Source organism: Paenibacillus sp. BSR1-1, assembly GCF_030403775.1.
Classification (GTDB): Bacteria; Bacillota; Bacilli; order Bacillales; family Cytobacillaceae; genus Neobacillus.
Map to the genome: position 1 here is coordinate 374082 of NZ_JAQMWQ010000001.1, position 16160 is coordinate 390241.

Annotated in this window: 14 protein-coding genes and 1 pseudogene; 3 read left to right on the plus strand and 12 right to left on the minus strand. The window is 37.4% G+C overall.

Annotated features, from left to right (window positions below):
- Positions 1–21 precede the first annotated feature (21 nt).
- From PH210_RS01850 to ykzS, 9 genes and pseudogenes are all read right to left on the minus strand, one after another.
- Positions 22–186, minus strand: coding sequence for a hypothetical protein (locus PH210_RS01850; protein WP_289982502.1), 165 nt, complete (start codon positions 184–186; stop codon positions 22–24).
- 174 nt (positions 187–360) lie between these two features.
- Positions 361–2073, minus strand: a complete 1713-nt coding sequence (gene ptsP, locus PH210_RS01855) for a phosphoenolpyruvate--protein phosphotransferase (protein WP_289982504.1) — start codon at positions 2071–2073, stop codon at positions 361–363.
- Positions 2073–2339 carry a phosphocarrier protein HPr gene (locus PH210_RS01860; RefSeq protein WP_223595154.1) on the minus strand — a complete coding sequence of 89 codons (267 nt, stop codon included), beginning with the start codon at positions 2337–2339 and terminating at the stop codon, positions 2073–2075. The genes ptsP and PH210_RS01860 overlap by 1 nt, the downstream gene beginning before the upstream one ends.
- 305 nt (positions 2340–2644) lie before the next feature.
- Positions 2645–4310: pseudogene (locus PH210_RS01865) on the minus strand (glycerol-3-phosphate dehydrogenase/oxidase).
- A 121-nt stretch (positions 4311–4431) separates the two neighbouring features.
- Complete coding sequence (glpK, locus tag PH210_RS01870) at positions 4432–5922, minus strand: glycerol kinase GlpK (RefSeq protein WP_289982507.1); 1491 nt, start codon at positions 5920–5922, stop codon at positions 4432–4434.
- Positions 5923–6007: 85 nt separating this feature from the next.
- Positions 6008–6943, minus strand: a complete 936-nt coding sequence (locus PH210_RS01875) for a hypothetical protein (protein WP_289982508.1) — start codon at positions 6941–6943, stop codon at positions 6008–6010.
- Positions 6944–7212: 269 nt separating this feature from the next.
- Positions 7213–8412 carry a DUF58 domain-containing protein gene (locus PH210_RS01880; RefSeq protein ID WP_289982509.1) on the minus strand — a complete coding sequence of 400 codons (1200 nt, stop codon included), beginning with the start codon at positions 8410–8412 and terminating at the stop codon, positions 7213–7215.
- A complete protein-coding gene (locus PH210_RS01885; RefSeq protein ID WP_289982510.1) occupies positions 8409–9359 on the minus strand; it encodes an AAA family ATPase in 951 nt (316 codons plus the stop codon). The genes PH210_RS01880 and PH210_RS01885 overlap by 4 nt, the downstream gene beginning before the upstream one ends.
- Before the next feature lie 49 nt (positions 9360–9408).
- Positions 9409–9603, minus strand: a complete 195-nt coding sequence (ykzS, locus tag PH210_RS01890) for a protein YkzS (RefSeq protein ID WP_289982511.1) — start codon at positions 9601–9603, stop codon at positions 9409–9411.
- A 228-nt stretch (positions 9604–9831) separates the two neighbouring features.
- On the opposite strand from ykzS, the gene PH210_RS01895 reads away from it, so the two are divergent.
- Positions 9832–10020, plus strand: coding sequence for a YkvS family protein (locus PH210_RS01895; RefSeq protein ID WP_289982512.1), 189 nt, complete (start codon positions 9832–9834; stop codon positions 10018–10020).
- Positions 10021–10072: 52 nt separating this feature from the next.
- Here the strand turns inward: PH210_RS01895 and PH210_RS01900 are convergent, their stop codons facing one another.
- Complete coding sequence (locus PH210_RS01900; protein WP_223595145.1) at positions 10073–10192, minus strand: DUF6254 family protein; 120 nt, start codon at positions 10190–10192, stop codon at positions 10073–10075.
- A 110-nt stretch (positions 10193–10302) separates the two neighbouring features.
- On the opposite strand from PH210_RS01900, the gene PH210_RS01905 reads away from it, so the two are divergent.
- The gene (locus PH210_RS01905) at positions 10303–10917 is read left to right on the plus strand and encodes a CPBP family intramembrane glutamic endopeptidase (RefSeq protein ID WP_354669940.1); all 615 of its coding nucleotides are present in this window, start codon (positions 10303–10305) and stop codon (positions 10915–10917) included.
- 30 nt (positions 10918–10947) lie between these two features.
- Here PH210_RS01905 and PH210_RS01910 read toward each other — a convergent pair whose 3' ends face one another.
- Positions 10948–11997 (minus strand): YkvI family membrane protein, encoded by a 1050-nt coding sequence (locus PH210_RS01910; RefSeq protein ID WP_289982514.1) that lies wholly within the window; start codon positions 11995–11997, stop codon positions 10948–10950.
- A gap of 188 nt (positions 11998–12185) precedes the next feature.
- Between PH210_RS01910 and PH210_RS01915 the strand changes: the two genes are divergently transcribed.
- Positions 12186–14333, plus strand: coding sequence for an ATP-dependent Clp protease ATP-binding subunit (locus tag PH210_RS01915; RefSeq protein ID WP_289982516.1), 2148 nt, complete (start codon positions 12186–12188; stop codon positions 14331–14333).
- 46 nt (positions 14334–14379) lie between these two features.
- On the opposite strand, the gene PH210_RS01920 is transcribed toward PH210_RS01915, so the two are convergent.
- Positions 14380–16074 (minus strand): M3 family oligoendopeptidase, encoded by a 1695-nt coding sequence (locus PH210_RS01920; protein ID WP_289982518.1) that lies wholly within the window; start codon positions 16072–16074, stop codon positions 14380–14382.
- Positions 16075–16160 lie beyond the last annotated feature (86 nt).

The window sequence follows — 16160 nt, forward strand, 5'->3', positions numbered from 1 at the left end:
AATCCTTTTCCAACTCTTTTATTATTCGTTTGTATCTAGTGAATAAGGATTGCGACCAATGCTTTTTCTCATTTCATCAGTCATTAGGAATGGTTCATTTACCACTGACTCATTTGCTGCCTGACTTGTTAGAGAACTGCCATCGTAATGTACAGGTTTTTGTTCCATAATTCCTTTCACCTCCACTAATTCCTCACTTTTTAGCATTTGCATTTTTTAGTTATTTACTTATGTAATTCAGGTCTTTCTAACTATAATTATACCAAATATTTCACAAAATGGACATAATAATATGAATAAAAGAATAGTAAAATTTACACACAAAAAAAAAAACCGACTATTTAAAGTCGGTTCTTTTTATTATTTTGTTGCCGCATTTACAGCATCAATTACCTGACTGGTTGTTTGCATGTTTAAAACTTCACTTGCAAGCTTTTCCATGTCAGTTTTCTTTAAATTCTTAATGAGAGAGCGAGCCTTTAATATAGAGGTAGCACTCATTGAGAATTCATCAAGTCCAAGACCTAATAAAACAGGTATTGCGGTTTCGTCGCCTGCCATTTCGCCGCACATACCTGCCCATTTTCCTTCAGCGTGCGCAGCATCAATGACCATTTTTACTAAGCGTAAAATTGATGGACTATAAGGCTGATATAGGTAAGAAACCCGCTGGTTCATGCGGTCTGCAGCCATCGTATATTGGATTAAATCGTTTGTTCCGATACTGAAGAAGTCAACTTCCTTTGCAAATTGATCAGCTAGTACTGCAGTAGATGGAATCTCTACCATAATCCCAAGCTCAATCTTATCTGCTACTTTGTGACCTTCAGAAACAAGCTTTTGTTTCTCATCTTCAAGAATTGCCTTTGCTTCACGGAATTCATCCAATGTAGCAATCATCGGGAACATAATCTTGAGGTTTCCAAAGCTGCTTGCTCTTAAAAGAGCTCGAAGTTGGGTGCGGAAAATCCCTTGTTCTTCCAAACATAAACGAATCGCACGGAATCCTAAGAAAGGATTCATTTCCTTTGGTAACTCTAAATAAGGCAGTTCTTTATCCCCGCCGATATCTAAGGTTCGAACAACCACGGGTTTACCAGCCATACCCTCTAAAACAGCTTTATACGCTTCAAACTGCTCTTCCTCAGTTGGAAGCTGTTCCCTGCCCATGTAAAGGAATTCGGTTCTGTATAATCCTACACCTTCGCCGCCATTTTCAATTACTCCTTTTAAATCATTGGGAGTTCCGATATTTGCAGCGAGTTCAACGTGCTGACCATCAGCAGAAACGGTCGGCTCATTGACAAGTTTGGCCCATTCCGCTTTTTGAACTTCATAATCTTCATGTGTTTTTCGGTATTCAGCAACAAGCTCAGGTGTTGGGTTAATATGTACTTCCCCTTTGAGTCCATCGACAATAACTAAATCGCCATTATTAATTTCCTCAGTAGCAGTTTTTGTACCAACCACAGCAGGAATTTCCATCGACCGAGCCATAATCGCGGAATGGGATGTACGGCCGCCAATATTAGTTGTAAAACCTTTGACAAATTGTCGATTCAATTGTGCCGTATCAGACGGTGTTAAATCTTCTGCGACAATAATAACTTCTTCGGCAATCATGCTCGGATTCACCAAGTGAACTCCTAGTAAATGCGCCAATACACGTTTTGTTACGTCCCGGATATCAGCAGCACGTTCCTTCATGTATTCATTATCCATTTGTTCAAACATCATAACGAACATATCTGCTGTTTCTTTAAGAGCAGACTCTGCATTTACTTTTGCAGACTGAATTTTATCCTCGATTGGTGCATTAAGCTCAGGATCACTTAGGACAAGTAAATGCGCTTCAAAGATTGCAGCCTTATCTTCACCAAGGTCTACCTTTGCCCGGTCCCGAATCGCTTCTAGTTCAGACTTAGATTTAGACATAGCCTGACGGAATCGTTCAACCTCAGCAGTGGGATTGTCAATTGTTTTGTTCTCAAAATTCAAATCCGGTTCAACCAGTCGGTATGCTTTTGCAATTGCAATACCGTTTGATGCAGCAATTCCATTTAAAAAAGTCATTATTCAGCCAATCCTTCTTTTTTCAATGTTTCTTCAAGGCTATTTAGAGCATCTGCAGCGTCTGAGCCCTCTGCTGAAATTTTAATGTCTGACCCTTGACCAATTCCTAAGGACATAACGCCCATAATTGATTTTAAATTAACAGTTTTGCCCTTGTATTCTAAATTGATTTCTGAATCAAATCTGCTTGCAGTTTGCACTAAAAGTGTTGCCGGTCTTGCATGGATTCCTGTTTCTGCTGTTACTTTAAATTGTTTTTCTGCCATTTAAAATCAAACTCCTTTTAGTTTAAATGTAGTAAAATGATGCTTATAATAACGTTTACAATATAGTCCTTTTAGTCATTTTTCTTACAAATAGACCTGTAATATTTTCCCCTAAAAGGAGCTTAAGTATGTAAGCTTTAAGCCTCATTTATAGTTAATAAATATTAATACAATTGCTAGAATACCATGTTCAAACAATACAGACAACTTATAAATTATGATGTAAGCGCATTAATAAATGACAATTTAATTTTTTTTTCAAATTTCATAAAAAAGACATAAAAAGCTGTCTTACTAAACAGCTTTCATGATTTATTTCCATTTACTGCATGTGGATATTCTTCTTGCTCGTCAACAGGAATAGCGGTATTTCTTAATGAATCATCTAAAGAGATTTGATATTTTTTCTTTTGGTCCTCTGTCCAGGAAAATTTGTCTGCCATATAATCGATTACTTGGTTTTTCCAAATCTCGACTAATCTAATATTAAATAACATTGCGCTGGTTCTCCGATTAAAAAAATCAATTGGTGTTGCTGCCATCTCGTCCTCAATTGCATAAGCCAATTTGGCAAAAATATCTATTGGCAGTTTATATTTTAGTAAATCTTCCTTGTTCTTTTTTAATAGTTCGTAAATAGAATTTATGTTTGAGCCGTACATCTTTGCTAACTGTTCTGCTTCCTTATGGGTTAATCCTGCTTCTTCTCAGCGAATTTCTTTGCTCCCCCTACGTTACCGCCTGAAATCGGTAAATATTTCGTTTGTGACGAAGGAAAGCTTCGATTTTCTTCAATTCGGAATTTTTCTGCCAGTAAATCAACAATGGTTTCTGCCATTTTTCGATATCCTGTTAATTTACCTCCCGCAATGGTAATTAAACCCGAATGGGACTCCCAAATTTCATCCTTCCGGGAAATTTCTGAAGGGTCTTTCCCTTCTTCGTAAATAAGCGGCCGATCCCCTGCCCAGCTGGACTCAATGTCTTTTTCCGTAATTTGAACATCGGGGAACATATAATTAATTGCACTAATAATATAATTTTATCACTAACTGTCATGGCAGGATTAAGCGCATCTTCATTGTAAAAGGTATCTGTTGTTCCTACATAAGTTTTTTGGTCCCGTGGGATAGCAAAAACCATTCGTCCATCTTGAGTATCAAAATAAATGGCTTGCTTCAAAGGAAATCGAGATTGGTCGATGACTAAATGGACCCCTTTGGATAGCTAGAGTTTTTCCTTTTTTTGATTTGTCCAATTCACGAATCGTATCAACCCACGGGCCTGCGGCATTAACAATCTTTTTCGCACGTACCTCATAGACTTCTCCCGTTAACTGATCTTCGGCAAGAATACCAACCACTCTGTCATTTTCGTAAATAAGTTTTTTTGCTTTTGTATAATTTAATGCGATTGCTCCTTTTTCGACAGCCGCCTTCATGACTTCAATCGTTAAACGGGCATCATCTGTACGGTATTCCACATAATAACCCGCTCCTAATAAACCATCTTTTTTCACTAGAGGTTCCTTTGCTAACATCTCTTCTTTGGATAGCATTGTGCGCCGTTCGGATTTCTTCACACCGACCAAAAAGTCATATATCCCTAACCCAATGGAAGTACTAAATTTACCGAAGGTTCCTCCTGTGTGCATTGGAAGCAGCATCCATTCTGGTGTTGTTCGTGCGGACCATTTTCAAAAAGAATAGCCCTCTCTTTTCCAACCTCGGCTACCATTTTCACTTCGAACTGTTTTAAATAACGAAGTCCGCCATGGACTAATTTAGTCGATCTGCTTGAAGTCCCAGCCGCAAAATCCTGCATTTCAACAAGTGCTGTACTCATCCCGCGGACCGCAGCAACAAAGGCAATTCCAGCACCTGTGATTCCCCCGCCGATAATTAAAACGTCAAATTGGTCGTTTTTTAGCTTGTTAACAATTCCGTAACGAAATAAATTTGAAAATTTCATTTGAAATACCTCCTAAAAAAGAGCCATATTATTAATTATGCAACAAGGCTATAAGGTGAAATAAAAAGAGACCCCAAAAACCATTCCCTTTAAGATAGGTTTTTTGAGGTCTCTATGAGTTTTATTTAAAAGCGATTGCCGCTTTAACTGCCTTTTTCCAGCCTTCATACAACTTAGAGCGGGTTTCTTCGGTCATTGTTGGATTAAATTGCCACTCTATCGCCCATTGCTTTGAAATTTCTTCTTGGTTTTTCCAATATCCTACGGCCAGCCCCGCTAAATAGGCAGCGCCCAAAGCAGTTGTTTCATTAATAATAGGTCTTTCAACTGGGACATTTAAAATATCACTTTGGAAATTCATTAAGAAATTATTTTTGACTGCCCCGCCATCGACTCGTAGTGTTTTCAGGTCAATACGAGAATCGGCCTCCATAGCAGATAAAACATCTTTTGTTTGATAGGCTAGTGATTCTAGCGTTGCCCGTACGAAATGTTCCTTTGAAGTTCCACGTGTTAAACCAAAAACAGCCCCGCGAACCTCACTATCCCAGTATGGTGTACCCAATCCGACAAAGGCGGGAACAACATATACACCATCTGTAGATTCAACTTTTTCTGCATATCCTTCACTGTCCTTCGCGTCCTTAAACAATCTTAAGCCGTCACGAAGCCATTGAATTGCTGAACCCGCAACGAAGATGCTGCCCTCTAATGCGTATTCAATCTTACCATTAAAACCCCAGGCAATCGTTGTAAGTAATCCATGTTCCGATCGGACTGCTTTTTCACCAGTATTCATTAGCATAAAGCACCCAGTGCCATAAGTATTTTTCGCCATCCCTTTTTCAAAACATGCCTGACCGAATAATGCCGCCTGCTGATCGCCAGCAGCACCAGCAATAGGCACTTCCTTGCCAAAGAAATGATAATCTATAGTATTAGCATATATTTCTGACGAAGGACGAACGTCAGGGAGCATTGATTTTGGTACGCCCAGGATTTCTAATAATTCTTCATCCCATTTAAGCTCATGAATATTAAACATTAATGTCCGGGAAGCATTTGAATAATCAGTGATATGGGAACGTCCCCCTGAAAGCTTCCATATTAACCAAGTATCAATCGTACCAAACAATAGTTTTCCCTGATCTGCTTTCGCGCGCGCGCCTTCTACATGATCCAAAATCCATTTCACTTTTGTCCCAGAAAAGTAAGCATCAATCAGTAATCCTGTTTTTTCACGAAATAGAGGATCATAGCCTTTATCTTTGAGAGCATCACAAATTTCGCTAGTTTGTCTTGACTGCCAAACAATGGCATTGTACACTGGAATACCTGTTTCTTTATCCCAAACTACGGTTGTTTCTCTTTGGTTAGTGATTCCAATCCCTGCAATTTGGTCTGCTTTTATGCCCGATTCCGATAGCACCACGGCAATGACTGATAAAATGGTACCCCAGATTTCATTTGCATTATGCTCAACCCAGCCTGGTTTCGGAAAATGCTGCGTAAATTCCTTTTGTGCAGTATGGACAATTTCCCCGCTTTTATTAAAAAGAATGGCTCGAGAGCTGGTTGTTCCTTGGTCTAAAGATAAAATATACTTCTCCATTCATATTTCCCCCTAGAAAGCGCATTCACTAAATATTATAACAGAAGCAGGTGATATATTCTGATTCATTGCCTCCGGCTCTTTATTAGGCTTTCTGCCTATTTTTATGGATTTCTTTCAGTTTCTGCTTTATGCGTTGAACATCTTTTTTTATCATGTTTTGGTCATCCATTGAAGATAAAAGCCCCCCATATCGGACTCTCTCATAGATATCGATTGTTTCATTTAATTCTGTTATGCCCATTCTATTAAACCATTCCTGTAAGTTTTCAAAAGGAAATCTTCCTAACTGAAGCTTTTGGGCAAAAATCTCTAATTCAAATATTTCCTTTCTTATACTATCCTCTGGCGGTTTTTCCTTTTTGCGTAAAAAAGATGTCAGCTTTCCCGAAAATATACCTTCCGACACTTCTACTTTATTAAATTGACTTCCTGAAAAAGTTTGTAATTTTAATTTTCTTTTATAAAGGAGATAAACAATAAACCCTATTAAAACTAATATCAAGATGAGATACAATATATTTTCTGTCACTCCAAATGACTGCTCATTATATTTGCCTGAATCAAGCTCGATTTCGGTTCCTTTACTATTTGGTTTATACTCTTTATTTTCATTTAAACTAAAAAGATATTGGAACAAATTTAACAAGGGTTCAGCTATTTTGCTGAACACAAAAATGAATAATTGCAAAATACCAAAGTAAGCCTTTTCGATATATTTCAGTAAAAAAGTAAATATAAGCCCTACTAAAGAAAGCCCCGCGAGAATTTTTAAATAATATACTGCAAACCTCGTTTTATCCCCCTGAATCGCATTCCATTTCTTAAAAAAATTAGCAGCAAGCACTAAAAAAACCTTAACAATAAGTAGAATGATAATTTGATTTTGATAAATATAGTGGCTCATTGCTGAATAGAATATAGCAGCAATTCCCATAAAAAATGACAGGAGCAACATAAGAACATCTGAATGACTAGAAAAATCATCATATAAGATAATCCCGCGCCAAAAAATTAACACACCAATAAACATCCATAAAGAAATAGGCTGGCCTATTTGAGAACCGGCGATTAACAATAATGGAAAAACCGTTAAAAAATATATCCATTTTCCTTTATTTTGGTATTGATGCAGGAGAATAATAAAAAGGAATAAGCCTCCTAAACAGATTGGAAACAAAAAGAACATTGGAGGTAACTCTTGTTTATTAATAAAGTATAAAAATACTAAAAGCATTCCAAATATTAATTCCAACGTAAAATGATAAGAAATAGCCAATACACGATTGATCATATAGAGAGCCTTCTCTCATTCCGATTTTCCAATCCTCTTAGAACAACACCTTGTTCATCCTCAATAAATAGTTCAAACAATCGGATCCCTCTTTTGCCCATATCAAATAATAATTTATTCGTTGTATCCTTCCGTATTCCTGCATGGATAAAGAATGGTTGTTCCGGGAGATGGTTTTTAAAGAACGAAAGCATTTGATCATATGGCATGCTAGTATTTTGCAGATTAATCGAGGAAAGTGTTTCTAATACCATTTGCAAATGCTCTTTACCTGCTCCTTTTGCAAGATATAGGAAAGGGGTGTTTCCAGCCGTTCGAACGTTAACGCATAAGGAATAGGGGATATTCCTTTTATAGGCATAATAGGCAAACTCCGTTAAACCACTTATCAATTTTTCAAGGCTGCCAGTAATAGAATGACCATTGGAAACATTTAAGGCTATATTCCAACCTATTTCCGAGATGGTTTCATAGATTTTAGTTTGTAACGTTTGGCTTTTAGCACTGGCTTTCCAATGGACCTTGTTAAAGCTGTCTGCTTGTACATAGTCCCTTGTTCCGACCGGGCCGAGGCGGTCCTCATAAAGGGAGTGAGGTACAGCATTTGTCCCTTGAAAAATTGAAATTTGCTCAGTTAAGCCCTTTACTGGTAATGGTTCCGGATATACAATGGCCAGCTGTTTTAGAAAATGCTTGGATTCCAAGACGGTTTCCCCAAAACCAAAAAGGCTGGGTATATGTATTTCAAGTTTGCGAATTTTTGCTATACCTCTCATTTTCGCCGTATATGGGATTCTAATTTGTTTGGTCTTCTGCGTGTAAATCGAAAAAGGGACAGAAATTTCATACATAAAAAGATTGGATTCGATCTGGCTGCTCTCCGGTGCAACAAAGTGATCGAAGAAAACCTTTAACTCCCCTTTTAAAATGGGAAACCCTCCGTTTTGAATGGTTATTGTCCATTCGCTCTTTCCATTAACGAAAAGGCGTTTTTTTTGGGTTATATTATCTATTGAAACCCCTTCCCCAATTCTTTTTAAATAAAGCTGATTTGTAATGCTGACAGCTAAAAAAAAGACTGCTAAATATAAAACTAATTTTGAATGCATATAAAGGCTTACAAAGATTAATAAAATGGCTGCCCCGTTTATACCCAGAACCTTCCGTTCTTCCACTAAATACTTGTTCCAAATCATCCATTAGCCCCCGCTTCAACTGGAACAGGAGTTGAATCAAGAATTTCCGCAATAATAGTTTCAGGTGTTTCGGTTAATGACCCTTCAATAGACAAGTAAATCCGATGACCCAGCACATATGGTGCGACTTGTTTCACATCCTCAGGGGTAACGTAGGCACGGCCGTTCAACAATGCTTTTCCCTGTGATGCCCTCATTAAGGCTAAAGTTCCTCTTGGACTCACGCCTAGTTCAATACTATTATTCTCTCTCGTTTTTCGAATAATTTTAAGCAAATAATCCTCCATTTCAGTTGATAAATGGATTTTATTAATGGAATCCTTTAATTCTTTTATTTCTTCATTCGAAAAAACTTGTTCAATAGCATTTATTTTCTTATCGCCCCGATGAATTTGCATGATTCTTTTTTCATCTTCATAGACAGGATAACCAATTTTTATTTTGATAAGGAACCGATCCATTTGTGCTACTGGCAATGCAAAGGTTCCTTGTTGTGATTCGACTGGATTTTGTGTAGCAATGACCATAAAGGGTTCCGGTAATGGGACCGTTTCACCATCGATTGTTACTTGTCTCTCTTCCATTACTTCTAATAAACTGGACTGTGTTCTTGGCGTTGCCCGATTTATTTCATCCGCTAAGACGATATTTGCCTTTATTGGGCCAGGCCGCAATTCAAACTCTTGCACCTTCGGATTGAAAAATTGAATCCCAGTTACATCACTCGGTAAAACATCCGGGGTAAATTGAATTCGTGAAAATTCCCCGCCAATTGCAGTAGCGAAACTCTTAGCAAGCAGTGTTTTACCAGTCCCAGGCACACTTTCAAGTAAAATATGCCCATTAAATAATAAAGATATGGCCATTAATTCTACCTCCATATCCTTTCCAACAATCACTTTGCTGATTTCATTTTTTAATTGAACTATTTTTTCAGTTAAAGCCATCCCTGTCTCCCCTAAAAAATCTCTGTATTGTTTGAATCTCCTGTTTAACTTAACTTCTTGGTTCTTTTAAATATTGATATAAAACATCGCCGCCTCTTTGACCAATGCCGCGGAAATGTTTAAAATCTTTCCGTTTTACAAGGACTTGGCGAAATTCCATAAAATCCTCATTTTTGACATAGTATTCAGACAAATCTCCTGTCATCAAGCGATCTAAAATTTCAGTAATCATTTCATCACTCATTCAAAATACACCACCTTTATCTGTATCTATTTTATCTTATCTGGATTTGATTAAGTCAAAATTGAGAGCGTTTTCTATTATTTTTTCAAATTTTCTTACATATAATCAAATACTTACAAAGAATTAACGAAATTGTCAAATAAAGGGCTTTACGAATGAAGTAAAGTAGTGCAAACTGTTATTTAAATGGATTTCATATAACGCTTTTAGGCAAAGGAGAGAGACTAAATGAAGAAAGCAGAAGTAGGGAATATTATTGAATTCCGTGGTGGCTTACAAGGTATAGTCGAAAAAGTAAATGAAAATTCTGTTATAGTCGACCTAACATATATGGATAATTACCGTGATTTAGAATTGGACCAACGTACTGTTGTCAATCATAAAAATTATAAAGTTGTAAAAGAAAGCGCTTTTTAATTTGATAGTTTAGAAGAAAAGGCAGTCTACCCACTGCCTTTTCTTTTTTGCACTATTTACTCTGCCCTGTTTCTTTCGATAATTGTTTTAATGACTTTACTTTTCCGTGAGGATTTTGATCCTGTTTTCTAACAGTCCATTCCCTCTCTTGCTGACTTTGCGATTTACTCATATCTCTCACTCCTTTCTTAATTATTTTTTTCAATTTTTTATGTTCTTATTAATGGAATTGGATAAAATGTTTAATGATAATAAATTTATTGAAGTTCAAAGGAGTTAACTATGATTAAGAACATCTTCCTGGATATGCGCCTCGTGATTGGAATATTAATCGCCCATTTACTTATTCTCTTTTCTTTCCACGATAAAGCCATATTTTGGTATATCTTTTCTGGGTCTTTACTAATATTAATTGTTTATGCAATGTTTCAAGGAGATGTTGATGATAAAGCATCCTTTATTAAATATATCTTTTTTGGGGCCATCTCCGGGCTTCTATTATATGTTGTTTTTTGGCTGGGGTATCACACCCTTGACTTCTTACATCTTCCTTTTAAAAAAGGATTGAATAAACTCTATAAATGGTTTGCCCCTTCATTATTTTGGCAGTATCTGGCCTTGGTTTTCGTCGCAGCACCAGGCGAAGAATTTTTCTGGCGTGGATTTGTTCAAAAAAGATTATCGAAGCATTTAGGAGCGATTGCCAGTATTTTAACTGCCTCTTTATTATATGCCTCGGTACATATTTATTCAGGGTCCTTTTTATTAGTATTTGCCGCATTTATATCTGGATTTGTGTGGGGCTGCTTATATTTTTGGAAAAAAAGCATGCCACTGGTCATTGTATCCCATATCATTTTTGATATAATGATATTCATTATTTTCCCCCTCCAATAGGAAGACAGCTATTCAGTGTAGAATAGCTGTCTATTTTCTTTCATCGGCAGTAAATGGCTTCATCCAAAGTAATACAAAGAAGGTCATACAAATATAACCAAACAATGGATATAAATACGAAAGAAGTGTACTGTAATTTACTAGACTTATGAGGTATGAGACAACAAAAATAGCTGAAACAGATACTATTGTTGGTATTACTTTATATTGCTTCAGCTGACGATCAAGGCCGAAAACATTTCCGATAACGGAAGAAAAAATTTCTCCATAGATGACCATTACATAAATCCAATATAAAAATGGGGCTAAATTTTTCATAATTACCGCCATCGGAATGTCATACAATTCCAAGTTTGGCAGCATTATCAACGTGAAATGGCTGGCAATCAATATAATTGTCAGAGCAAGCCCTCCGAGTATTCCTCCCCATTTTATAGTCCAATCATCTTTTATCTCGGTTGCTATAGGCACTAAAACAGCCTGAGCCAGACCTAAATTTAATGCCACATACGAAAATGGGGCCACAACAATCTTCCACCCATCGTCGGCATGAGGGATGAATAAAAATTGACCCAAAAAGTGGGGCATTCGTATTGAGAAAACCATTAAAATTAAGCTAAATGAAATCATTAACGGAACGACGAAAGTATTAACCGCAAAGAGGCCCTTTGTTCCAACCAACATAACGATAATGGAAAGAAATATGGTCAGAAATACTCCTGCTGCTTTTGAAAGGCCCAACTGCTCCTCAAATACAGCCCCTGCACCTGCAAGCATTACCGCAGTTACCCCAAGCAACATAAAGAGCATAAAGACATTGAGAAGCCTGCTTGGCCATTTGCCAAACAAGTACTCATTAAACTCCTCATATGATTTTGCCTGAATTTGTGCCGCCATCCGCATCAACTTTGAACCTATTGCGACAAACAAATACCCGCTCATTAATATACTTATAAAGCCAAAGAAACCAAATCGAGAAAAAAATTCTACGATTTCTTTTCCTGTGGCGAAACCTGCACCAACAACAGTCCCCACATAGACTGCTGCTATTTGAAAGGCTGCTGCCCAATTCCGCTTCACACCATTCCCCCCTTATCACCAATATATGTATGGAGGGACGAACTAAGACGAGCTTTTTCCTACTTGCTAAGATTTACTATAAGCAAACATCTTGAAAGTCAAAAATGGTCAGAGTATACTATGGTCATAAGGTCAAAGATAGTCAAAGTCAAATTGATAAAGGTTAAATAACAAGGAGGTTATTACTTATGCTTTGTCAACGATGCAAACAAAACAACGCAAACGTACAATTATCTCTAAATATTAATGGACAACGCAGGGATATGAAGCTCTGTCACGAATGTTATGCAACTGAGAAAAAAGCAATTGGAACCTTTGGGCCGAATATGAATGCTTTCCCTGGTTTCTCGTTTGAAGATTTGTTTACAGCAAAAAACTTCTCACAAAATGCAAACTCAAATGGTCAAATTTCGAACCAAAGTACAAGAAAACATGACGGTTTTATTGATCAATTTGGCAGAAATTTAACGCAAATGGCTAAAGCCGGTTTAATTGACCCAGTAATCGGCCGTAATGATGAAGTGAAACGCGTGATTGAAATTTTAAACAGAAGAAATAAAAATAATCCTGTATTAATCGGGGAACCCGGTGTTGGTAAAACGGCCATAGCTGAAGGTCTTGCCCTTAAGATTGCCGAGGGTAATGTACCAGGAAAGTTACAAAATAAAGAGGTTTATTTACTTGATGTCGCTTCCCTTGTAGCAAATACAGGTATTCGTGGTCAATTCGAGGAACGAATGAAACAGTTAATTACAGAATTGCAAGAAAGAAAAAATATTATCCTGTTTATTGATGAAATACATCTGCTTGTTGGCGCTGGTTCTGCTGAAGGATCAATGGATGCTGGCAACATATTAAAGCCTGCTCTTGCCCGAGGTGAACTGCAAGTGGTCGGTGCTACAACATTAAAAGAATATCGTCAAATTGAAAAGGATTCCGCATTAGAGCGCCGCCTTCAGCCAGTCCATGTTCTTGAGCCTGATAAAGAAGCCGCTATTGAAATCCTAAAAGGAATCCAAAAGAAATACGAAGACTATCATGAAGTAACCTATACTAATGAAGCAATCCATGCTTGTGTCCAATTATCTCAGCGCTATATTCAAGAACGCTTTTTACCTGATAAAGCGATTGATTTAATGGATGAAGCCGGTTCAAAATTAAATCTTGCTTCTGATTACAAAAGCAACGACCAAATTGAAGCACGTCTAAAAGAGATTGCTGCTAAGAAAGATCATGCTTTAAAAAATGAAGATTATGAAACAGCAGCCATGCTTCGTGATGAAGAAGCAAAACTAGAAAAGGCATTAAATACAGCAGCGGTTACAGAAAGACCCGTTGTCACTGTTTCACATATCCAGGAAATCATCGAACAAAAAACAGGTATTCCTATTGGAAATCTTCATGAAAATGAACAACTTAAGATGAAAAAATTAGAAGAAAACTTGAATCAAAAAGTCATAGGCCAAGAAAAAGCGGTTCAAAAGGTAGCAAAAGCTATTAGACGCAGCCGTGCTGGCTTAAAGTCAAAACATCGCCCAATTGGCTCTTTCCTATTTGTCGGTCCAACTGGAGTAGGTAAAACAGAATTAACCAAAACACTAGCCGAGGAATTATTCGGCATGAAGGATTCGATGATCCGTCTTGACATGAGTGAATACATGGAAAAACACAGTGTCTCAAAATTAATTGGTTCACCGCCTGGTTATGTAGGTCATGATGAGGCAGGACAACTCACCGAAAAGGTTCGCAGAAATCCGTATAGTATCATTTTATTGGATGAAATCGAAAAAGCGCATCCTGATGTCCAGCATATGTTCCTGCAAATTCTTGAGGACGGCCGTTTAACAGACAGTCAGGGCAGAATTGTAAGCTTTAAAGACACAGTAATTATTATGACAAGTAATGCCGGAGTCGGCCACAAAACGGTTCATGTCGGCTTTGGTACAAATGAAGCTGTTGAAGAGGCAAGTATTCTTGATTCACTTGGAAGCTTCTTTAAGCCTGAATTCTTGAATCGTTTTGACGGGATCATTGAATTTAATTCATTGGGAAGACAACACATACTGACTATCGTTGACCTAATGATTAATGAATTACAAGAAACACTAAAAGAACAAGACATGGAAATAACAATTACCACTGAAGTTAAAGAAAAATTAGCTGAGTTGGGCTATCATCCTACTTTTGGCGCTCGTCCACTTCGTCGGGTCATTCAAGAACAGCTCGAGGATAAAATTGCAGATTATATTCTTGAACAGCCTGATGCGAAAAAGTTAATGGCAGTAATGGAAGACGAGGAATTACGGGTTGTGTCGACAGTGGCTGCAGGTTCATAATACAAAAAGCGAAGCCCTAACACGGCTTCGCTTTTGTCATGTGAAATTACAGCTTTTTATCTTCAATAGAATTTAACCATTTTTCAATCTCACTAACGACAGATTCAACGCAGCCGTCTTCAAATGGAGAAATTAAATGAGCAGCCTTGACAAGCTTTGTAAAAGACATGCTTCCGCCAAGCTTACAAAGGTTTACATAATCCTCCCAGGCTTCTTCTTGATTTTCTCTAGAACGCTTCCAGAATTGGAAAGCACAAATTTGTGCCAAAGTATAATCGATATAATAGAAAGGTGAATTATAAATATGACTCTGACGCTGCCAGAAGCCGCCCTTTTCTAAATAATCATTACCATCATAATCTTTATGCGGCGTATATTTTTTCTCAATTTCCCGCCATGCCTGCTTCCTTTCCTCTGGTGAAGCAGTTGGATTTTCATATACCCAATGCTGGAATTCATCCACAGACACACCATATGGCAGGAATAATAATGCGTCACTTAAATGAGAAAACTTGTACTTATCTGTATCTTCTTTAAAAAATAGCTCCATCCACGGCCAGGTGAAAAATTCCATACTCATCGAATGAATTTCACAAGCTTCATAGGTTGGCCAATAATACTCAGGTATTTCAAAATGACGGCTTGAATAAACCTGAAAAGCATGGCCGGCTTCATGTGTTAGAACATCAATATCCCCGGAGGTCCCATTGAAATTAGAAAAGATAAACGGCGCCTTATAATTTTCTATATACGTGCAATAGCCCCCGCCTGCTTTCCCTTTCTTGGCAACAAGGTCCATTAAATTATTTTCCTGCATAAAGCTGAAAAATTCTCCTGTTTCTATCGAAAGGTCTTCATACATTTTTTGCCCGTTTGCGATAATCCATTCCGGGCTTCCCTTTGGAGTTGCATTTCCTGTTTGATAAATGAAATTCTCATCATAATATTTTAATTGATCAAGACCAAGACGTTCCTGCTGTCTTTTTTTCAATTTAGTAGCGATTGGAACAATAAAATCTTTCACTTGATCACGGAATTTTGCAACCATCTCCGAGTTATAATCAGTTCTCATCATTCGATAATAACCAAGTTCAACAAAGTTCTTATAGCCAAGTGATTGGGCAATTTCTGTCCTTACCTTTACAAGATCATCAAAAATGCGGTCTAATTCTGCTTCATGTTCAGCTAAAAAATTAAATTTCGCTTCATTAGCCTGTTTCCTCGTCTCCCGGTCTGTAACCTGAGTAAATGGCTCCAGCTGGGCAAGTGTTCTCTCTTCCCCATCAAAAACAATTTTTGCAGAAGCAATCAGCTTCGTATATTCAGTTGAAAGTCGGTTTTCCCTCTGAAGCAGTGAAACAATTTCTGGTTTAAAAGTCTTAAGCTGGCCTTCAGCAAGTGCAAAAAGCTGCTTACCAAGTTTTTCTTCAAGCACTACGCGGAATTTGGAATCCACTAATGATTGATAATACTTGGATACCAAACCTTCAACCTCAGGCTGAATTTCATCCATATAATCCTGTTCTGCCTTATAGAATTCGTCATCCGTATCAATCGAATGGCGGATATAACAAAGATTGAACATCGTTCCCAGGTCATTTCTTAATTGATTAATATTATTCATTTCCTTGAGTTGGTCTTCGACCGATGCAGCATTTTTAAAGCGTTCCAGCACAGTATCAAATTTTGCTGTTACTTCTTCTAAATTCGGGCGAACATATGTATAATTTTCAAAACTCATTGAAACAACCCCTTTGTTCTTTTTTCGAGCATTAATCAATTCGACACTATTCAATAATATTCCTTTATATAAAAAAAATACGGCAA